The following is a 20,668-nucleotide window of genomic DNA, read 5'->3' as shown; positions in this document are numbered from 1 at the left end:
TTTTATCAGCCTGATTTAGATAAGAATAAGACAATGAGCAAAATTGTAATTTTAGGAGCCGGCGAGAGCGGCGCAGGTGCTGCCGTGCTGGCTAAGAAGGAGGGATTCGAGGTCTTCGTATCAGACATGTCGAAGATCAAGGATAACTACAAGAAGTTGATGGATGACCACAACATTGAATGGGAAGAGGGTCACCACACAGAAGAGAAGATCTTAGACGCCGACGAAGTCATCAAGAGCCCGGGCATCCCTAAGGAGGCACCTATGGTTCAGAAACTGATGGCGAAGGGCACTCCTATCATCAGCGAAATAGAGTTTGCAGGCCGCTATACCGACGCCAAGATGATCTGCATCACGGGCAGCAACGGCAAGACTACCACCACCTCGCTGATTTACCACATCATCAAGTCGGCTGGCTACGATGTAGGTCTGGCGGGCAACATCGGAAAGAGTCTGGCGCTGCAGGTGGCAGAGACTCCTCATAAGTACTACGTCATCGAGCTGAGCAGTTTCCAGCTCGACAACATGTATGAGTTCCGTGCCAACGTGGCTATCCTGCTCAACATCACCCCTGATCATCTGGACCGCTATGAGTTCAAGATGCAGAACTATACCGATGCCAAGATGCGCATCACCCAGAACCAGACAGAGGAAGACAGCTTCATCTTCTGGAACGACGACCCTATCGTGAAGAAGGAACTGGAGAAGTATGACCTCAAGTCACACCTCTGCCCATTCTCTGAATTCAACGAAGAAGGATGCGTGGGCTTCATCGAGGACGGCAAGTACAAGCTCAACTTCCCATCAGCCTTCGAAATGCCACAGGCAGACATGAGCCTGCGCGGCAAGCACAACATCTACAACAGTCTGGCTGCCGGACTTGCCTGCAACATCGTGGGCATCGACCACGAGACCCTGCACAAGGGGCTGAGCGATTTTCCTGGCGTAGAACACCGCCTGGAGAAAGTGGGCAAGTTCAAGGGCGTTTACTATGTGAACGACTCAAAGGCTACCAACGTGGATGCCTGCTGGTATGCGCTGGAAAGCATGACCACTCCTACCATCCTCATCATCGGAGGTAAGGACAAGGGCAACGACTACAACCAGATCAAGGACCTGGTGAAGGAGAAATGCGCAGGTATCGTATATCTGGGAGCCGACAATCAGAAGTTGCACGACAACTTCGATGCCCTGGGCATCCCTGTGCGCGACACCCACAGCATGAAAGACTGCGTGGCAGCCTGCCAGGAACTGGCTAAGCCAGGCTACACCGTATTGCTGAGCCCATGCTGCGCCAGCTTCGACCTGTTCAAGAACATGGAAGACAGAGGTGAGCAGTTCAAGGCATTGGCAAGAGCCATCGGAGAATAAAAAAACGAGGAGTTAAGGAACCAGGCATCCCTGACCTTAACTCCTTCACTTTCAAAATAGATAGAAAAGAAATGAACAATAAAACCATAGGCAACATATTCAAGGGAGACAAGGTAATCTGGATGGTTTTCTTCTTTCTCTGCATGATCAGTATCGTGGAGGTGTATTCCGCCTCCAGCTCCCTGTCGTACAAGAGCGGCAACTTCATGGCACCTGTACTCAGGCACATCGGCTTGCTGGGATTGGGCTTGATTACCATGATATGTATGCTCAAGGTTAAGTGCAAGTACTTCAAGATTGTAACTCCTTTCGTCTTGCTCCCGTCGCTCGGACTGCTCGTCTGGGTGCTGGTAGCTGGGCAGTCAACCAATGGTGCATCCCGATGGATCAACTTCATCGGCATCCAGTTTCAGCCATCCGAGATAGCCAAGGGAGCGGTGGTGCTGGCTGTGGCACAGATTCTGAGTGCCATGCAGACGCCCAACGGTGCCGACCGTAGAGCATTCAAATACGTTCTGACGGCTTGCAGCATGTTTGTTTTCCTCATCTGTCTGGAAAACCTGTCAACCGCCATGCTTCTATGTATCACCATCTTATGCATGATGATCATAGGCAGGGTACCGATGAGTCAGATAGGCAAGTTGGTGGGTACAGTCCTGATAGGCATCTGCCTTATCTTTGCCGCCGTCATGATAGTAGGTCAGGACAAGGGAGAAACGGCGCAGAAACCGGAAAATACCTTGACGGAAAACGTGAACGAGGAGAAAGAGGCACCGGGAAAAATAGAGAAGATGTTCCACCGCGCCGACACCTGGAAGGCCCGTATCGACAAGTTTCTGAATTCCAAGCCAGTGGCACCGGAAGACGTAGACCTTGACAAGGATGCCCAGGTGGCACATGCCAACATCGCCATCGCCTCATCCAACATCGTAGGAAAGGGTCCGGGCAACTCCGTGGAGCGCGACTTCCTGTCGCAGGCATTCTCCGACTTCATCTATGCCATCATCATCGAAGAGATGGGCATCTGGGGAGCCGTGTTCGTAGCCATGCTCTACATCATCCTGCTGTTCAGAGCCGGCAAGATAGCCAACCGCTGCGAGAACACCTTCCCGGCGTTCCTCTGCATGGGCCTTGCCATCATGCTCGTGGTGCAGGCATTGTTCAACATGGCAGTGGCTGTGGGCCTGGCTCCGGTGACCGGTCAGCCGCTTCCGCTCATCAGCCGAGGCGGTACTTCCACCATCATCAACTGTCTCTATCTAGGAATCATATTAAGCATCAGTAGAACAGCAAAAAAGAAAGATTTGCCTCAAAATGAAGCAAATATTGACAAATTTGCTGCTGCATAACAAAAGACTATCTAAAATTAGGTAAAAAATGCCATTAAATGGATTTTTTTGCTTACCTTTGCGTTGGATTTATTGACCCTATGGGTCAGAAACAAGAATGGACATGGACAATGAATTAAGAATCATCATAAGTGGAGGCGGTACAGGCGGTCATATATTCCCTGCCGTATCCATCGCAAACGCCATCAAGGCCAAGCGCCCTGATGCCAAGATTTTGTTTGTAGGAGCACTCGGCAGAATGGAAATGCAGCGTGTCCCTGCAGCAGGTTATGAAATCAAAGGATTGCCTATCTGCGGTTTTGACAGAAAGCACCTGCTCAAGAACATCGCCGTGCTCTTCAAGATCTGGAAGAGCCAGCACATGGCAAAGAGTATCATCAGGAATTTCAAGCCGATGGCGGCTGTAGGCGTGGGCGGATATGCCAGCGGACCTACTCTCAACGTTTGCGCCAGCAAAGGTATTCCATGCCTCATCCAGGAACAGAACTCATACGCAGGTGTGACCAACAAGCTCCTGGCAAAGAAGGCAGAAAAGATATGCGTGGCTTACGAAGGAATGGAACGTTTCTTCCCAGCCGACAAGATTATCATGACGGGAAACCCAGTGCGACAGAACGTGCTGGAGACTACCATCACCAAGGAAGAGGCAAGAAAGCAGTTTGGACTCGACCCTGAAAAGAAAACCATCCTGCTCGTGGGCGGAAGCCTCGGAGCAAGAACCATCAACGAGAGCGTGCTGCAGCACCTGGACCTGGTGAAGGAAAGCGGCGTGCAGTTTATCTGGCAGACAGGTAAGTACTACAACGCAGCCATCATGGAGCAGATGAAAGGCAAGGAATTGCCAATGCTCAAGGTTACCGACTTCATCAGCGACATGGGTGCAGCCTACAAGGCAGCCGACCTGGTTATCAGCCGTGCCGGTGCCAGCAGCATCAGCGAGTTCTGCCTCATCGGCAAGCCAGTAATCCTGGTTCCTAGCCCTAACGTGGCAGAAGACCACCAGACCAAGAACGCCATGGCGCTGGTGAACAAGGACGCAGCCATCTACGTGAAGGATGCCGAGGCACCAGAGGTATTGCTGAAAAAGGCAGTAGATACAGTGAAGGACGAAGCCAAGCTCGCCTCACTCTGTGAGAACATCAAGAAATTAGGTTTAAAGAACTCTGCCGACGTCATCGCCGACGAAGTCATCAAATTAGCAACAAAGTAATGGAAATCAAAGATATCAAAGCTGTTTATTTTGTAGGTGCCGGCGGTATCGGCATGAGCGCCATCGCCAGATACTTCCTCAGCAAGAAGTTGGTAGTAGCAGGATACGACAAGACTCCTTCCAAACTCACCCATGAGCTGGAGAAAGAGGGCATGCTCATCCACTACGAGGAGAACGTAGACCTCATCCCTGAGGCCTGCAAGGATGCCAAGAGCACCCTGGTGATTTACACACCAGCTATCCCAGCAGAGCACAAGGAGCTGGTTTTCTTCCATGGAAACGGCTTCACCATCGAGAAGCGTGCTCAGGTACTGGGCACACTGACCCGTACACACAAGGGCTTGTGCGTAGCCGGCACACACGGCAAGACTTCAACATCTACCATGTGCGCCCACATCATGCACCAGAGCCATGTAGATTGCAATGCCTTCCTGGGTGGTATTTCCAAGAATTACGGCACCAACTACATCCTCTCTGACAAGAGCGACTACGTAGTAATCGAGGCAGATGAGTTCGACCGCAGCTTCCACTGGTTGCGTCCATGGATGAGCGTCATCACATCTACCGACCCAGACCACCTCGACATCTACGGCACCAAGGAGGCTTATCTGGAAAGCTTCCGCCACTACACAGAATTGATCCAGCCGGGCGGTGCCCTCATCATCCACAAAGACCTGGAGATGAAGCAGCACGTGCAGGACGGCGTCAAGATATACGAATACAGCCAGGACGAAGGCGACTTCCACGCAGAGAACATCAAGATAGAGAATGGCGGAATCACATTCGACTTCATCTCTCCTATCGAGAACGTGACAGGCGTAGAACTCGGACAGCCTGTGCCAATCAACATCACCAACGGTGTGGCTGCAATGGCAATGGCACAGTTGAATGGCTGCACAGCCGATGAGCTGCGCAACGGAATGAAGACATACGGAGGCGTGGACCGCCGCTTCGACTTCAAGATCAAGAACGACAAGCTCGTATTCCTTTCCGACTACGCTCATCACCCAAAAGAGATTTACCAGAGTGCGAAGAGCATCCGTGAGCTGTACAAAGATCGCAAGATTACTGCCATCTTCCAGCCACACCTCTATACCCGCACCCGTGACTTCTACAAGGACTTTGCCAACAGCTTAAGTCTTCTCGATGAAGTCATCCTCTGCGACATCTATCCAGCCCGTGAGCAGCCTATCCCAGGTGTAACCTCCAAGCTCATCTACGACAACCTGAAACCAGGCGTAGAGAAGAGCATGATACACAAGGAAGACGTACTCGACCTGGTGAAGAACCGAGACTTCGACGTACTCGTCATCCTGGGAGCCGGCGACCTGGACAACTATGTTCCTCAAATAACAGAAATATTAGAAAAGAAGTAAATGCATATCAATTGGCAGAAAACCATCATCATCACCCTAGACGTGGCATTGGCCACCTACCTGGGTTTCGCTTTCACCAAGTTTAACAAACCTGATGAAAAGAACCTGGTGTGCACCAAGGTGAACATCAACATACAGGATGAGATGACCAACGGTTTTCTGAATGCAAAGGAAATCAAGAAGAGACTGGAGATGAAGAAGCTCTACCCCCTGGAGAAGCCACTCAGCCAAGTGAACTCCAGGATGATAGAGGAGGCACTGAAAACCAGTCCCTTCGTGAAGACCGCAGAATGCTACAAGACCCAGGAAGGTCTGGTAGATATCTATCTCACCCAGCGCATGCCAATTGTTAGAATCAAGAGCATCAACAACGAGGACTACTATGTAGATGATCATTATCAGATCATGCCGAACACCAACTATACGAGCGACATCATCATCGCCACGGGCAACATCAACAAATGGTACGCCCAGAAGTATATCTCACTGGTGAGCAAGACTCTGATGACGAACAATCTTTGGAGAAATCAGATTGAGCAGATCAACGTACTGCCCAACAGGGGCATCGAACTAGTTCCCCGGGTAGGAAACCACATTATATATATAGGTAACCTGCCCGAGAGCAACATCATCAGCAAAAGAGAAAAGGACGTAGAAGCGTTCATCAACAAAAAGATGGACCGATTGGAGAAATTCTACAAATATGGACTATCTCAGGCTGGCTGGAACAAATACTCATACATCAATATCGAGTTTGACAACCAGATTATTTGCAAAAAGCATCATAACAGCTAATTTAAGGTTAAATAGAAACAGAAAAAGATAATATATAAGGACTATGCCAAAGGAATTTATTGTAGCTATCGAGCTTGGCTCATCTAAGATGACAGGTATAGCAGGTCAGAAGAATTTGGACGGCAGCATCACCGTACTTGCTGTCGTTCAGGAGAATTCATCTTCTTGCATCAGAAAGGGTGTTATCTATAACATCGACAAGACGGGGCAGTGCCTCATCAGCATCATCAAGAAGTTGAAAAATATTCTCCAGCAAGACATCACCCAGGTATACGTGGGTGTAGGCGGCAGATCTATCAGAAGTCTGAAAAACGTCATCGTGAAGGATCTGCCTGGAGCTTCCATCATCTCGCAAGACATGATTAACGAGCTCATGGACATCAACCGCAACATGACGTATCCAGACCAGGAGATTCTGGATGCAGCAACCCAGGAATACAAGATAGACAACCAGTATCAGATAGACCCTGTAGGCATACAGTGCAACCATCTGGAGGGTATCTTCCTGAACATACTCTGGCGCAAGAACTTCTACAACAACATCAACACTTGCTTCGAAAACGCCAATATCTCTATTGCAGAGATGTACTTGGCTCCTTTGGCTATGGCAGACAGTGTCCTTACTGACTCTGAGAAGCGTGCAGGATGTATGCTCGTAGATTTGGGTGCTGATACAACGACCGTATCCGTATATTATAAAGGTATATTGCGCCATCTCTCTGTCATTCCATTGGGCGGCAACAACATCACCAAGGATCTGACTTGCCTGCAGCTTGAGGAAGCTGACGCAGAGAAGATGAAACTGAAATACGCCAAGGCATACACCGACATCGCCAATATGGACCAAGCACTTCTCTATCCTGTAGATAAGGACAGAAGCGTGGAGAGCAAGAAGTTCATCGAAATCGTAGAGGCTCGCGTTGAGGAAATCGTGGAGAATGCCTGGTTCCAGGTTCCTGCAGAATTCTCAGACAAGCTGATGGGCGGCATCGTATTGACAGGTGGTGGCAGCAACATGCCAGAAATCGACAAGGTATTCAAGAACCATACCCATATTGACAAGGTGCGCATTGCCAAGTTCGTTACCCAGACCATCAATTCGAAGGACCAGAAGATCAACAGCCGCAACGGTATGATGAACACCATCCTGGGACTCCTGGCTAAGGGCGACATGAACTGTGCCGGCAACGAATTCGGACAGGATCTCTTCGACAATCTCGACAACCACACTTCTACCGTTGATACCCACAGAACTACACGCAACCCTAACGACACCACAGGTTTGGGCGTAGTTCAGACAGAGGAAATCAAGAAGAAGGCAGAGGAAGAGGCTCGCCGCAAGAAGGAACAGGAGGAAGAGGAAGCAAGACGCCTGGCTGAGATTGAAGCCGAGGAAGAAGCCAAGCGCAGAAAGGAGAACAGCCTCGTACACAAGTTTATGAGAGGATTCAAGAAATTCGTCAAGGATACCATCTCAGAGGAAGAATAAGAAAGAATAACATTTTAGAATTATACTATTATGCTAGATAACGGAAATACTCCACATATTCTGGACTTTGGAGAGCCAGAAAAAGAAAACAGCATCATCAAGGTGATTGGTGTGGGTGGTGGTGGCGGTAACGCCGTAAACCACATGTACCGTGAGGGCATCCACGACGTAAGCTTCGTATTGTGCAACACGGACAATCAGGCACTCAACGATTCTCCTGTACCTGTCCATCTGCAGTTGGGTAAGGAAGGATTGGGAGCCGGCAACAAGCCTGCCAAGGCACGCCAGGCAGCCGAGGAAACCCTGGAAGAAATCAAGCACATGCTCAACGACGGAACCAAGATGGCTTTCATCACCGCAGGTATGGGTGGTGGTACCGGAACTGGTGCTGCCCCAGTCATTGCCCGCGTGAGCAAGGAACTGGGCATCCTGACCGTAGGTATCGTTACCATCCCATTCCGCTTCGAAGGTCCAAAGAAGATAGACCAGGCGCTGGATGGCGTTGAGGAAATGTCAAAGCACGTTGATGCCCTGCTGGTTATCAACAACGAGCGACTTCGCCAGATTTATCCAGACCTCGCCGTGCTCGATGCATTCGGCAAGGCGGATGATACCCTGAGCGTAGCTGCCAAGAGTATCGCAGAAATCATCACAGTTCACGGACTCATCAACCTCGACTTCAACGACGTGAAGACCGTATTGAAGGATGGTGGTGTTGCCATCATGAGTACGGGATACGGTGAGGGCGAAGGTCGTGTGAAGAAGGCCATCGAAGATGCCTTGAATTCACCATTGCTCAACGACAACGACGTATTCAACTCTAAGAAGATTCTGCTGAGCATCGCATTCGCCAGCGAGAAGAAGGACAACCCTGGTTTGACCATGGATGAGATGAACGACGTGAACGACTTCATGGAGAAATTCGGCGAGGACTTCGAATTGAAGTGGGGACTTGCCATCGACCCAGAGCTGGGCAGCCGAGTAAAGGTAACCGTACTGGCTACCGGTTTCGGACTCGAAGACGTGGAGGGTATGAACCGCCACATCAAGAAGCATACAGAGGAGGAAGCCCGCCGCATGGCAGAAGAGGAAGAGACAAGAGCAGAGCGCCAGAACCGAAGAGAGCGCTACTATGGTTCAGACGGCAACTCTACGCAGTATAAGCGTCATCCTCACATCTTCCTGTTCCGTCCTGAGGATCTGGACAACGAGGATGTAATCCTGCAGGTAGAGAATACTCCTACCTACAAGCGTACACGCCAAACTCTGGAAGACATCCGCAACCTGGCTTCAGGCAATGTGGAGGTGGAAGAAACTAAGAAAAAAGACGATAACGACTCCATTCAGGGAGTTATCAGCTTCGCCTAACTGCCCCACCGCATGAAGCCTTCCCTCATCCCCTCGCCACGAGGAAAGGGGGTAAGACTAGGCAAAGAGTTCCTTCAGAACAGAAAAGCTTTTCAATTCCGGGAATCCCGGAACATGAATCTTATAATATTGCAATATCACCTCTATACAGCGGTTCCGATCCATTCGGGACATTGTATAGAGGTGCATTGTTTCATAGCTCAACCTGAACAAGCTCACCATACGCAGGGAATCCTCCTTATTTAAATAATGTGTATGCGTAGGCACGAAGGAAACAAAGCGGCCCTCCTCTAAGTCAAAGTAATCGCCCGTGACTCCACTTTCCAGATTCGGAGAGAAGCCCAGGAAGAAGGTAAGGCGAACCATGAAGACGATGTGAAAGTTGGCAAAGCCCTCTCTGGCACGGTCGAGCCACAAGACACTTTCCTCAATAAACGAGAACAAAGGCAAGTTAGCCTGTTCGTTGCGGGTGGCCTGCCCCAGGAGTTCAGCAAGAAACATCGACATCGCCAACTTAAACGGTGAGAAGGGAATATCCACGAATGGAGAGGAGATGGCAACATCCCTGATTCGTTGCAGACTTGCTTTCGGACGATGGTCAAACTCCAGGTTCAGCAACATTAGGGGCTGGAACAGCTGTCGCTTCATCTTCGACTTGGAAGATTTGGGAATTTTAACCATAAAAGAGAGTCTACCCAACTTTTCCGTGAAGAAATCCACGATAAGCTGTGCATCACCATATTTAATCGTTTGCAGCACAATGGCTCTAGTTTTTACTTCCATTTTGTCTATAATTGTTTAAAAACAGGGCAAAATTACAAAAAAACAAGCATTTAGCGAAAATTTTCCCAAAAAAATTTGTGAGATTCGAAAAAAAGTAGTAACTTTGCACCCGCAAATAAGCAATGGTCCCTTCGTCTATCGGTTAGGACGAGAGATTTTCATTCTCTAAAGAGCAGTTCGACTCTGCTAGGGACTACAAACATTATAAAGAATAAAAAAATATAAACATAGAGATGGCAAATCACAAATCATCAATCAAGAGAATCCGTCAGGACAAGAAGAAGGCTTTGCATAACAAGTACTATGCAAAGACTATGCGCAATGCCGTTCGCAAGTTGCGCAACATGTCTGACAAGGAGGAGGCTGCAAAGCTCTATCCTACAGTTCAGAAGCTTTTAGACAAGTTGGCTAAGATCAACGTTATTCATGAGAACAAGGCTGCTAACTTGAAGTCTGGTCTTACTCAGCACATCGCAAAGTTGGCCTAACTTATAAGTCAAAGCAAAAGACATAAATAAGGCTGCATTCCTTTCAAGAGGATTGCAGCCTTATTCTTGTTTTCCAAAGTATGCTTTCCCGTCCTATTTTGTTATCGGAAACAGCACGTTTTACCCTCTTTTTTCCCCTATTTCTTCTACATATTTGAAAACTTCACGTTTTCTTGTTTTTTTCGCTATTTTTCACAAAGAAAACCTTCTGAATCTCAGCTTTTTTTAGTATCTTTGCACGGAAATAAGACAATTCTAAAAATGGCAGAAAATCAAAACAACGCAAATAATTACTCTGCGAGTAACATCCAGGTTCTCGAAGGCTTGGAGGCTGTTCGCAAACGTCCGGCGATGTATATTGGTGACATCTCCGAAAAGGGTCTTCACCACTTGGTAAACGAGACCGTCGATAACTCTATCGACGAGGCGATGGCGGGTTACTGTACCGACATCGAGGTAACCATCAACGAAGATAACTCCATCACCGTAGAAGACAATGGTCGTGGTATCCCTGTGGATATGCACGAGAAACTCCATAAATCAGCCCTCGAAGTCGTTATGACCGTGCTTCACGCAGGTGGTAAGTTCGACAAGGGTTCCTACAAGGTATCTGGTGGTTTGCACGGTGTGGGTGTAAGTTGTGTAAACGCACTTTCTACCCACATGTTGTCACAGGTTTTCCGTGGCGGCAAAATCTACCAGCAGGAATACGAGAAGGGTAAGCCTCTCTATCCTGTCAAGGTGGTAGGCGAAACCAACAAGCGCGGTACACGCCAGCAGTTCTGGCCAGACCCAACCATCTTCACCCACACTGTCTATAAGTGGGACATCATCGCCAACCGTATGCGCGAGTTGGCATTCCTCAACGCAGGTATCAAGATTACCTTGAAAGATCTGCGCCCAGACGAGGAAGGCAAGACCAAGGAGCAGGTGTTCCATGCCAAGGACGGTTTGAAGGAATTCGTCCGCTACGTAGATCGCCATCGCACTCACCTCTTCGACGACGTTATCTATCTGAAGACAGAGAAGCAGGGTATTCCTATCGAGATTGCTGTGATGTACAACACAGACTATTCAGAGAACATCCACTCATACGTCAACAACATCAACACCATCGAGGGTGGTACTCACCTGACCGGTTTCCGCATGGCGTTGACCCGTACCTTGAAGGCTTACGCAGAAGCCGACCCAACTATCTCTAAGCAGATAGAGAAAGCAAAGGTAGAGATTGCACCAGAAGACTTCCGCGAGGGTCTTACAGCCGTTATCTCCATCAAGGTGGCAGAGCCTCAGTTTGAAGGACAGACCAAGACCAAGCTCGGCAACAGCGAGGTGCAGGGTGCCGTTCAGCAGGCTGTGAACGAGGCTTTGTCTGATTACCTGGAGGAGCATCCAGACGAGGCTAAGCGCATCTGCGAGAAGGTGGTTTTGGCAGCAACTGCACGTATCGCTGCCCGCAAGGCACGCGAGAGCGTACAGCGCAAGAATTTCATGACTGGTGGCGGTCTGCCTGGTAAACTCGCCGACTGCTCTATGAAGGATCCTAAGGAATGCGAAATCTTCCTCGTCGAGGGTGATTCCGCTGGTGGTTCAGCCAAGCAGGGTCGCGACCGTTTCCGCCAGGCTATCCTCCCATTGCGTGGTAAGATTCTGAACGTAGAGAAGGTTCAGTGGCATAAGGTCTTCGAGGCCGAGTCTGTGATGAACATCATCCAGAGTATTGGTGTCCGCTTCGGTGTGGATGGCGAAGACAGCAAGGAGGCAAACACCGACAAGTTGCGCTACGACAAGATTATCATCATGACCGATGCCGATGTCGATGGTTCACACATCGACACCCTGATCATGACACTCTTCTATCGCTTCATGCCAAAGGTTATTGAGGAAGGCCACTTGTATATCGCAACCCCACCTCTCTACAAGTGTACATACCGCAACAAGGTGAGCGAATACTGCTATACCGAGCAGCAGCGCCAGGCTTTCATCGACAAGTATGGCGACGGCACAGAAGACAAGAATATCCACACCCAGCGATACAAAGGTTTGGGTGAGATGAACCCAGAGCAGCTTTGGGAGACCACCATGGACCCTTCTACACGCTTGCTCAAGCAGGTGACCATCGAGAATGCAGCTCAGGCAGACGAGATCTTCTCTATGCTGATGGGCGACGACGTGGAGCCACGCCGTGAGTTCATCGAGCAGAACGCTACTTACGCCAATATCGACGCTTAAAGTTAACACGAACATATTGGGGGCAGACTCAACAGGAGTCTTCCCCCTTTTTTAGGTTGCTGCCCTCCAAGGAACCGCAACCCCAGGCATCATATTTTAACAACTAACAAAACAGGATTTATGAAGCATCTGCTTTTCACGTTTGCACTGGCTGCCTCAGGCTTTCTGAGCAATCAGGCGGCAACAGTAAGTAAAGGGCCACTGCCCAACAAGCTGTGGTACAACAAGCCTGCATACGCCTTCGAAGAGTCACTGCCGCTAGGCAATGGCAAACTGGGTGCACTGGTTTACGGTGGAGCCAACAACGACTCCATCCAGCTCAACGACATCACCCTCTGGACGGGCGTGCCCGTGAATCCCAACGAAGGTGGCGAAGCCTACAAGTGGATTCCGAAAATCAGAGAGGCGCTGTTCAAGGAGGATTACAAGACTGCCGATTCCCTGCAGCACTATGTGCAAGGCCATAACTCGGAGTTCTATCAGCCACTGGGCATGATCAACATCAAAGACTGCAACCAGGGCGAGTTTACGGATTATTACCGCGAACTGAGCCTCGACAATTCCCTGGCTACTGTTCGTTACAGGCGCAACGGCATCCAATACACCAAAGAGTATTTTGCTTCTCATCCCGACAAGATGATTGCCATCAAGCTGAGTGCTTCCCAAAAGCGAGCCATCAACAGCGACATCTCCCTCACCTCCCTCATCCCCCATCAGGTGAAAGCATCCAGAGGACAGCTCACCATGACGGGACACGTTCTCGGGGATGAAGCCAACAGTACGCATTACTGTGCCATGCTTCAGGTAAAGAACACCGACGGAAAGGTGTGGGCAAGCAATTCCGTACTCCATCTGAAGGATGTAAGCGAGGCTATCATCTATCTCATCAACGAAACAAGTTACAACGGGTTCCACAAGCATCCCGTAAAGGAAGGAGCTCCATACATCGAGAACGTAGCCGATGATGCCTGGCATCTCGCCAACTTTACATACGACGAATTCAAGCAGCGCCACATCGCTGACTATAAGAAACTCTTTGATAGAGTAAGCTTGAGCCTGAAAGGAGCCAAGTTTGATGCCACCCGCCCTACCGACAGACAGTTGCTCGCCTACAGCGACAACCACGAAAGCAATCCTTACCTGGAACAGCTCTATTTCCAGTATGGCAGATATCTGCTCATCAGCAGCAGTAGAACCAAGGGCGTGCCAGCCAACCTGCAGGGACTCTGGGCACCAGCCCTCTATTCGCCATGGCGCGGCAACTATACCATCAACATCAACCTGGAAGAGAATTACTGGCCGGCAGAAGTTACCAACCTCCCAGAACTGGTTGCCCCGGTAGACGGATTGGTTAAAGGTATGTCGGTGACAGGCCGACACAATGCCCAGCATTTCTACGGAATTGATAAAGGATGGTGCGCCGGACACAATACAGACGCCTGGGCGATGAGCAATCCTGTGGGAACCGGAAACGAGAGTCCACAATGGAGCAACTGGGCGATGGGTGGAGCCTGGCTCGTAGAAACCCTTTGGGATCACTACGACTATATCCGCGATACAGAATATCTTCGCACCACCGCCTACCCGCTGATGAAGGGTGCAGCCGACTTCCTGCTTGCGTGGCTCATCCCGAACCCACACAACCCCAACGAGCTGATTACCGCCCCTTGCACATCGCCAGAGGCTGACTACATCACCGATAAGGGCTACCGTGGCAGCAGTTTTTATGGCGGTACCGCCGACCTTGCCATCATCCGCGAGCTCTTCAAGAACACCATCAAGGGAGCCAAAGCCCTGGGCATCGACAGCGATTATCAGCAGCTGCTGCAATCAGCCCTCAATCGCCTGCGCCCTTACCACATCGGCAAGCGAGGCAATCTGCTGGAATGGTATCACGATTGGGACGACCAGGATTGGCATCATCGACACCAGTCGCACCTGCTCGGACTCTATCCGTTCCACCAGATTTCGGTAAACAAGACTCCGGAACTTGCTGCTGCCGCAACCAAGACTCTGGAAATCAAGGGCGATAACTCCACTGGGTGGAGTACAGGCTGGAGAATTAACCTTTGGGCTCGTCTGCATCGTGCCGACAAAGCTTACCAGATATACCGCAAGCTGCTCACCTACGTAAGCCCAGAAGTTTACAAGGACAGCAAGCACCGCAGCGGTGGCACCTACCCTAACCTCTTTGATGCCCATCCACCTTTCCAGATAGATGGCAACTTCGGAGGCACAGCAGGTGTATGCGAAATGCTGATGCAATGCGACGGCGAGACGATGGACTTGCTCCCTGCCCTTCCGCAGGAATGGAAGGCAGGCGAGATGAAAGGTCTGAAAGCCCGTGGCAACTATGGCGTTTCGCTTGCCTGGAACAATGGCAAGATGACCCGCGCCAGCATCACCAGCAAGAACGGGGGAAATCTTACCATCAACTACAATGGCAAGCAGAAAGTCCTCTCCTTCAAGGCTGGAGAAACAAAGATTATCAAATAACAAGAATCACATCGGTTTTAAGAAACTAGAGTAAAAGACAGAAACAAAGCAATGAGATATTTAACGACTCTCATCTTTTCAATACTCTGGGTACTGAGCTCCCATGCACAGGAGTTCGGTACCCATTGGATTTCGTATCCCCTTCCCAGTGACTCTGCCGAAGTATTATTCCGACAGCGTTATCTTCTGGAAGGTCGCCCCCTGCAGGCATCGCTCAGCATTGCCAGCACAGGAAGCTACCGCCTCTATGTAAACGAAAGAAACGTAACCCGAAGCGTGAAGTTTGACGGCATCAAGGATAGCACCTTGCTCAACCGCACCATCGACATCACGAAATATCTGCGAAGCGGCGAGAACATCATTGCCGTATGGTATTCGCCGGAAGGCAAACCGAGTCACGGCAAACAGCTTTCATTGGAGTTTTACGGATGGAATCAGGACACCACCTCATTCTATCATCAGGCAGACGGAAAATGGTACTGCCGACAGTTGAGAGACTGCACCCATGGCACCATCGAACGCTTTGACGGAAGAACCAACACGCTGGCATGGAAATCGGAAGAATATGAGCCCTACGGCTGGATTCATCCCACAGGAAGTATGGATTCAGCAGAAAGCGAAGACAAACCAGATGGTCAACCTCGCCAAGAAGACAAAGGATATAAGGAATACAAAGACTACAAGGTTTTCAAGGCAGAGAACACATTATATAATGTATTGGAACCCGTATGTACGTTTACAGATTCCCTGGGTGGTTACAACATCGACTTCGGTCGCCCTTTCCATGGCACCATCCGCCTCACTCTGCGAGATACCCACAGAGGCGCCAAGCTGCACATCAATGGTTATCAATACATTTGCAACGGGGAATTGGATGAACAGGCTTTCTTCCGTTTCAAATTTCAGAACAGAAGAATCTATACGATTACCTGGAACGGAAGATTCAAAAAGAGCGATATAGTTCATATTGAAGGATTAGAGATTTCGGAATAAGCCCAAGAGCTTTTCGAAATCTCTTTTTTTATTAATCTTCCAAGTCGGCAAGCAATTGCTCTGCCACTTCGCAAAGCTCATCATACCATTCCTTACCGAACTTCTCAATCAGCGGACCTTCCAGGAACTTATAAACCGGAAGATTCAACTCCTCACCCTTCTTGATGGCATCCTTGCAGATGCGCCACTTGTTATAGTTGATGCCATACACTTCGTTTCCGAAATCCTTGGCACGGATAGGGTACAAGGCACAGGAGATTGGCTTCTTAAACTTCGACTTGCCTTCGCGATAAGCACGTTCAAGGGCACAGAGACAACAATTCGGAATCGTATGTCCATCGCCCAGGTCTTTCAAATCCTGGTAGCAGGTAAACACACAGTCCTTACCGTTCACGATGCTCGTTACCAAATCGCCTTCAATATCGGTATAAGCCACACCCTGCTTATCAATGATAGCCTGGGCAGAAGCCGAGAGATCATCCCAAACCACATCGAGCGCATCCTCTATCTCCATGATTTCATCCAGGGTAACAGGAGCTCCCGCATCGCCTTCGATGCAGCACTCACCCTTGCAGGCATCAAGGTCGCAACAGAATTTTTCAGTGATGATATCAGGTGAAACCAACACGTTGCCCACCTGCAGAATACGCAGTTCGTCTTTCTTCATAATGTTTCTTGAGATGAATAAATGTCTTTGATATATATTAAATAATGATAGCTACCCATGAGTAGTGGATAGCTATATATAAATAGGTGTGCCTACCATTGGATAGGCGCAATTCCATTCTGCTGCAGATACGCATTGCAGCGGGAGAAATGATGATTGCCAAACCATCCGCCACGGTTGGCAGATAATGGCGAAGGATGCACACTTTCCAATATCAGGTGCTTACTCGTATCGATGAGCTTTGCCTTGCTTCGGGCATAACCGCCCCAAAGAATAAACACCAGGTGTTCCTTATCCTTGCTGAGCGCCTGGATAGCTGCATCTGTGAATTGCTCCCAGCCCTTGCGCTGATGGCTCGCTGCCTGATGGGCACGAACGGTAAGGGTAGCGTTGAGCAACAATACTCCCTGCTTTGCCCAGCGGGTCAAATCGCCCGTGGCTGGCATCGGAGTGCCGAGATCCATCTGAATCTCCTTGAATATATTAATCAATGATGGCGGAAAGGTAATTCCTTCTGGCACAGAGAAACTCAATCCCATCGCCTGACCAGGCTCATGATAGGGATCCTGTCCGATAATCACTACCTTTACATCATCAAAAGGACAGAGATTGAAGGCATTGAAAATCAAACGACCCGGAGGATAACAAGGCGTACGCAGGTATTCCTCTTTCACGAAGTTTGTGAGGTCAACAAAATACTGCTTGTTGAACTCGTCACCTATATGCTGTCTCCAACTTTCTTCTATCTTTACGTCCATGATGTTTTAAGTTAAAGAAGTCAAGGCTCCAAAAAGCCTTGACTTCCGAAATTATTATTAGTCAATAATCAAGTTCTCACCTGTCATATCAGCTGGCTGCTCCAAGCCCATGATGTGGAGGATAGAAGGAGCAACGTCTGCCAAACGGCCATCCTTAACGGTAGCTGAGTTGTTGTCAGTTACGTAGATGAATGGAACTGGGTTCAAAGAGTGAGCGGTGTTTGGTGTACCGTCCTCGTTGATAGCGTGGTCTGCATTACCGTGGTCAGCGATGATGATAGCCTCATAATCGTTAGCCTTGGCAGCCTCGATAACGTCCTTTACGCAGTTGTCAACAGCATGAACAGCCTTAGCGATAGCGTTGTAGATACCAGTGTGACCTACCATATCACCATTAGCGAAGTTTACAACGATGAAGTCGTACTCCTGAGTGTTGATAGCACCAACCAGCTTATCCTTAACCTCGTAAGCACTCATCTCTGGCTTCAGGTCGTAAGTAGCCACCTTTGGAGAAGGAACCAGGATACGGTCCTCACCCTCGTATGGAGTCTCACGACCACCATTGAAGAAGAATGTTACGTGAGCATACTTCTCTGTCTCTGCAGTGTGGAGCTGCTTCTTGCCCTGTGCGCTCAAGTACTCGCCGAGAGTGTTCATTACGTTCTCCTTAGGGAAGAGGATGTGAACACCCTGGAAGCTTGCATCGTATGGAGTCATGCAGTAGTACTGCAAGTCCTTGATGGTGTGCATGCCTTCCTCTGGCATATCCTGCTGAGTCAATACCTGGGTCAACTCCTTGGCACGGTCGTTACGGTAGTTGATGAAGATAACAACATCACCCTCCTGGATAGTACCGTCAACCTTTGAGTTATTGATTGGCTTGATGAACTCGTCTGTTACGTCCTCATCGTAGCTCTCCTGCATTGCCTTCACCATGTCGTCAGCCTGCTTACCCTTACCCTCAACGAGCAAGTCGTATGCTTCTTTCACACGGTTCCAGCGCTTGTCACGGTCCATAGCATAGAAACGACCTACGATGCTTGCGATGTGTGCACCATTCTTGTCGCAGCAAGCCTGAACTTCCTCGATGAAGCCCTTACCGCTCTTAGGGTCTGTATCACGACCATCCATGAAGCAGTGAACGTATGTCTCCTTCAAACCATATTCCTTACCAATCTCAATCAACTTGAAGAGGTGATCCAAAGAAGAGTGAACACCACCGGTAGAAGTCAAGCCCATCAAGTGGAGCTTCTTACCTGTCTTCTGAGCATAGCTGTAAGCGTTGATGATTTCCTGATTCTTCAAGATGTCACCGCTCTCGCAAGCCTTGTTGATCTTAACGAGGTCCTGATATACCACACGACCAGCACCAATGTTGAGGTGACCTACCTCAGAGTTACCCATCTGACCTTTAGGAAGACCAACGTCCTCGCCACAAGTCTGGAGAGTAGAATGTGCTGAAACTGCTGTCAAATAATCGAGATAAGGAGTTGGAGTCTTGAAGATAACATCACCCTTATCATGCTTACCGATTCCCCATCCGTCGAGAATCATTAAAAGAGCTTTTTTTGCCATAATTACATAAAATGATTTAAATTCGAATTTCGACTGCAAAAGTACATAAAAAAGGGCGAATTGCAAAACAATTCACCCTATATTTAATTATATTTATCATGCTTCAGGGCAACACCAAAGCCCTTTTTCGGAAAAGTGTAGTTTTATATAGTCGAAATCAACAGAAAAGTGTATTTTTCTAGTGCCATTTTTATAGGAAAAGTGTATTTTTATTTGGTTATTTCATAGGAAAAGTGTATTTTTGCAGTGCTAATTTTAAAGGAAAAGTGTGATTATGCTGTACAGAAAGATAGAAAAATATATCGTAAACCACTTACAATCAAGGTCTGACAAGATTTTGGTTATTGACGGAGCACGCCAAATAGGCAAGTCGTATATCATTAGAGAAGTAGGAAAGAAACTATTTCCCAACTTTATTGAGATAAATATGGAGACTGACAAGGTGGGAGACAGAACCTTTGCTGATGCCAAGACGGTAGACGACTTTTATATGGCTTTGAGCATTGTGGCAGGTGATAGGATGAAAGAAAAAAACAACACATTGGTGTTTATCGATGAGATTCAAGCCTACGACCATCTGCTTACTCTGCTCAAGTTCTTGCGCGAAGACAATAAGTTCACTTACATTTGCAGCGGTTCACTCTTGGGAGTAACGCTCAAGACCACCTCTTCCATCCCTTTAGGCAGCATAGAAATCAAGCACATGTATCCTCTGGATTTCGAGGAATTTCTGATTGCCAATGGAGTGGGACAACTTGTACTTGACACGATGCGCAAGAAGTTTGCCGAGCGTAGCAGCATGCCTGAAGCTATTCATAACAAGTTGCTGGATCTCTTCAAGAAGTATCTCTTGGTGGGAGGTTTACCAGATGCAGTCAATGAATTCGTTGCAACTAAGAACATCACCGCCATCCGAAAAATACAAGATAATATCCATCACCTGTATGGGGTGGATGCGGCTAGATATGAGGAGATACACAATCGCTTGAAGATTCAGCGCATCTATGGCATAGTGCCTTCCAATCTTGAAAACAAGAAGAAGCGCATTGTGGCTAAAAACATCGAGAACAAGCAGGGCAAGCGTATGAGTGATTATCAGGAGGAGTTTGATTACCTCATCTCTTCCGGTATCACGCTAGAGGTAAAAGCCATCAGCAAGCCTAGCTTCCCATTGATAGAGAATAGTGGCAAGAATCTGCTCAAACTCTATATGAATGATGTGGGCATCCTGACCAATATATTCTTTGGCACTAACATCAAGGCAGTGCTGGATGACATCGCCAGCATCAACCTTGGTTCTGTGTATGAGACGGTAGTGGCGCAGGAGCTGAAAGCCCATGGCTTCAACCTTTATTATTATGACAACAAGAAAATTGGTGAGGTGGATTACTTGATAGATGACCGTCCTCATCTTTCCGTTCTGCCGATAGAAGTGAAGTCCGGCAAGGACTATCAAGTGCATAGTGCCCTAGACAAGTTCTTGAAGATTAAGGAATACAACATCCATGAAGCCTTCGTCCTCTCTAATGCCCAACAGGTGGAAGTGAAGGACGGCATTACTTATCTCCCTATATATTATATAATGTGTATAGAGGCAGAAGATTCTGATAAAGACATATATTTATAAGAGAACTGATACACATACTATAAGAGTAAAGCAAATATCATAGGTTCTTTAGGGATTTTGACTTTTTAGTTCATTTTTATTTGGAACATAA

General features: G+C 48.5%; 16 protein-coding genes. 12 read left to right on the top strand and 4 right to left on the bottom strand.

Features of this window, described 5'->3' with window-relative positions; all coding sequences use genetic code 11:
• Window positions 1–33: 33 nt before the first annotated feature.
• The 7 genes from murD (at window position 34) to ftsZ (ending at window position 8,958) form a co-directional block, all read left to right on the top strand.
• The gene (gene murD / locus V8Z93_RS03545; protein ID WP_439432418.1) at window positions 34–1,371 is read left to right on the top strand and encodes a UDP-N-acetylmuramoyl-L-alanine--D-glutamate ligase; all 1,338 of its coding nucleotides are present in this window, start codon (window positions 34–36) and stop codon (window positions 1,369–1,371) included.
• A 71-nt stretch (window positions 1,372–1,442) separates the two neighbouring features.
• Window positions 1,443–2,720 (top strand): FtsW/RodA/SpoVE family cell cycle protein, encoded by a 1,278-nt coding sequence (locus V8Z93_RS03540; RefSeq protein ID WP_203041203.1) that lies wholly within the window; start codon window positions 1,443–1,445, stop codon window positions 2,718–2,720.
• Window positions 2,721–2,823: 103 nt separating this feature from the next.
• Window positions 2,824–3,930, top strand: coding sequence for an undecaprenyldiphospho-muramoylpentapeptide beta-N-acetylglucosaminyltransferase (murG, locus tag V8Z93_RS03535; protein WP_203041202.1), 1,107 nt, complete (start codon window positions 2,824–2,826; stop codon window positions 3,928–3,930).
• Complete coding sequence (gene murC / locus V8Z93_RS03530) at window positions 3,930–5,306, top strand: UDP-N-acetylmuramate--L-alanine ligase (protein ID WP_203041201.1); 1,377 nt, start codon at window positions 3,930–3,932, stop codon at window positions 5,304–5,306. The genes murG and murC overlap by 1 nt, the downstream gene beginning before the upstream one ends.
• Complete coding sequence (locus V8Z93_RS03525; protein WP_203049214.1) at window positions 5,307–6,101, top strand: cell division protein FtsQ; 795 nt, start codon at window positions 5,307–5,309, stop codon at window positions 6,099–6,101.
• Between the two features lie 43 nt (window positions 6,102–6,144).
• On the top strand, window positions 6,145–7,590 hold the full coding sequence (gene ftsA, locus V8Z93_RS03520) for a cell division protein FtsA (RefSeq protein ID WP_203041199.1): 1,446 nt from the start codon (window positions 6,145–6,147) through the stop codon (window positions 7,588–7,590).
• 30 nt (window positions 7,591–7,620) lie between these two features.
• Window positions 7,621–8,958, top strand: a complete 1,338-nt coding sequence (ftsZ, locus tag V8Z93_RS03515; protein WP_203049212.1) for a cell division protein FtsZ — start codon at window positions 7,621–7,623, stop codon at window positions 8,956–8,958.
• A gap of 57 nt (window positions 8,959–9,015) precedes the next feature.
• On the opposite strand, the gene recO is transcribed toward ftsZ, so the two are convergent.
• Window positions 9,016–9,741, bottom strand: coding sequence for a DNA repair protein RecO (gene recO, locus V8Z93_RS03510; protein WP_439432417.1), 726 nt, complete (start codon window positions 9,739–9,741; stop codon window positions 9,016–9,018).
• Window positions 9,742–9,974: 233 nt separating this feature from the next.
• Between recO and rpsT the strand changes: the two genes are divergently transcribed.
• The 4 genes from rpsT (at window position 9,975) to V8Z93_RS03490 (ending at window position 15,950) form a co-directional block, all read left to right on the top strand.
• Window positions 9,975–10,229: a 30S ribosomal protein S20 gene (gene rpsT / locus V8Z93_RS03505; RefSeq protein WP_203041196.1), complete on the top strand. Its 255-nt coding sequence runs from the start codon at window positions 9,975–9,977 to the stop codon at window positions 10,227–10,229.
• Window positions 10,230–10,490: 261 nt separating this feature from the next.
• A complete protein-coding gene (gyrB, locus tag V8Z93_RS03500) occupies window positions 10,491–12,461 on the top strand; it encodes a DNA topoisomerase (ATP-hydrolyzing) subunit B (protein ID WP_203041195.1) in 1,971 nt (656 codons plus the stop codon).
• Window positions 12,462–12,581: 120 nt separating this feature from the next.
• On the top strand, window positions 12,582–14,957 hold the full coding sequence (locus V8Z93_RS03495) for a glycoside hydrolase family 95 protein (RefSeq protein ID WP_439432416.1): 2,376 nt from the start codon (window positions 12,582–12,584) through the stop codon (window positions 14,955–14,957).
• Window positions 14,958–15,008: 51 nt separating this feature from the next.
• Window positions 15,009–15,950, top strand: a complete 942-nt coding sequence (locus tag V8Z93_RS03490) for a hypothetical protein (protein ID WP_439432415.1) — start codon at window positions 15,009–15,011, stop codon at window positions 15,948–15,950.
• Between the two features lie 31 nt (window positions 15,951–15,981).
• Here the strand turns inward: V8Z93_RS03490 and V8Z93_RS03485 are convergent, their stop codons facing one another.
• The 3 genes from V8Z93_RS03485 to gpmI all read right to left on the bottom strand — a co-directional run bounded on the left by V8Z93_RS03485 (window position 15,982) and on the right by gpmI (window position 18,950).
• On the bottom strand, window positions 15,982–16,617 hold the full coding sequence (locus V8Z93_RS03485; protein ID WP_117662431.1) for a DUF3109 family protein: 636 nt from the start codon (window positions 16,615–16,617) through the stop codon (window positions 15,982–15,984).
• Window positions 16,618–16,709: 92 nt separating this feature from the next.
• Complete coding sequence (locus V8Z93_RS03480; protein WP_439432414.1) at window positions 16,710–17,375, bottom strand: uracil-DNA glycosylase; 666 nt, start codon at window positions 17,373–17,375, stop codon at window positions 16,710–16,712.
• A 57-nt stretch (window positions 17,376–17,432) separates the two neighbouring features.
• Window positions 17,433–18,950 (bottom strand): 2,3-bisphosphoglycerate-independent phosphoglycerate mutase, encoded by a 1,518-nt coding sequence (gpmI, locus tag V8Z93_RS03475; protein ID WP_118118493.1) that lies wholly within the window; start codon window positions 18,948–18,950, stop codon window positions 17,433–17,435.
• 274 nt (window positions 18,951–19,224) lie between these two features.
• Between gpmI and V8Z93_RS03470 the strand changes: the two genes are divergently transcribed.
• Entirely contained in the window at window positions 19,225–20,577 is a 1,353-nt protein-coding gene (locus tag V8Z93_RS03470) for an ATP-binding protein (RefSeq protein ID WP_439432413.1), read from the top strand.
• The last annotated feature ends 91 nt before the right edge of the window (window positions 20,578–20,668 follow it).

It is taken from the genome of Segatella copri (assembly GCF_051861805.1).
Classification (GTDB): Bacteria; Bacteroidota; Bacteroidia; order Bacteroidales; family Bacteroidaceae; genus Prevotella; species Prevotella copri_M.
The sequence above is the reverse complement of the archived record's forward strand: the minus strand, read 5'-3'. Positions and strand labels throughout refer to the sequence as shown.